The organism is Halorubrum sp. SP9, assembly GCF_005435015.1.
Classification (GTDB): Archaea; Halobacteriota; Halobacteria; order Halobacteriales; family Haloferacaceae; genus Halorubrum; species Halorubrum sodomense.
The window spans coordinates 1-376 of the sequence record NZ_SGXU01000467.1; the positions used below are offsets into that span (position 1 = coordinate 1).

General features: G+C 58.5%; 1 protein-coding gene. It reads right to left on the reverse strand.

Going from position 1 to position 376, the window contains the following annotated elements; translation table 11 throughout:
• Positions 1-228 precede the first annotated feature (228 nt).
• Positions 229-376: universal stress protein (locus EXE45_RS18285; protein WP_137695153.1), on the reverse strand; the 148-nt coding region annotated here is incomplete at its 5' end.

Genomic DNA, 376 nt, shown 5'->3' on the forward strand with positions numbered 1-376 from the left:
CTACCGCGCCTGTACCGTACAGGAACTTACGCCGATCGATTGAGTTCTCGGACATACTCAACAGAGTACTCCCAGTCGATCATTAACAATGTGTCTGTTTATTTCAGTTCAAACCGGAGGAATATTCATGATAATGGTTGTCAGCAAACACGTCGCCGGAATGGGTTACCCGTCGAGGGCGGGGACATCGGATCCGATTACCGGTCGGGATCCCGGTACCGGCGCCGGTTACTCGTCGAGGATGACCGTCACCGGTCGGTCGGCCGCGAGCAGCACCGACTGCGTCGTGCTCCCGAACAGCATCTTGCCGGTCGGGCTCCGTCGCCGCCCGCTCATCGTGATGTTGTCGACGTCGAGCTCCTCGGCCACCTCGATG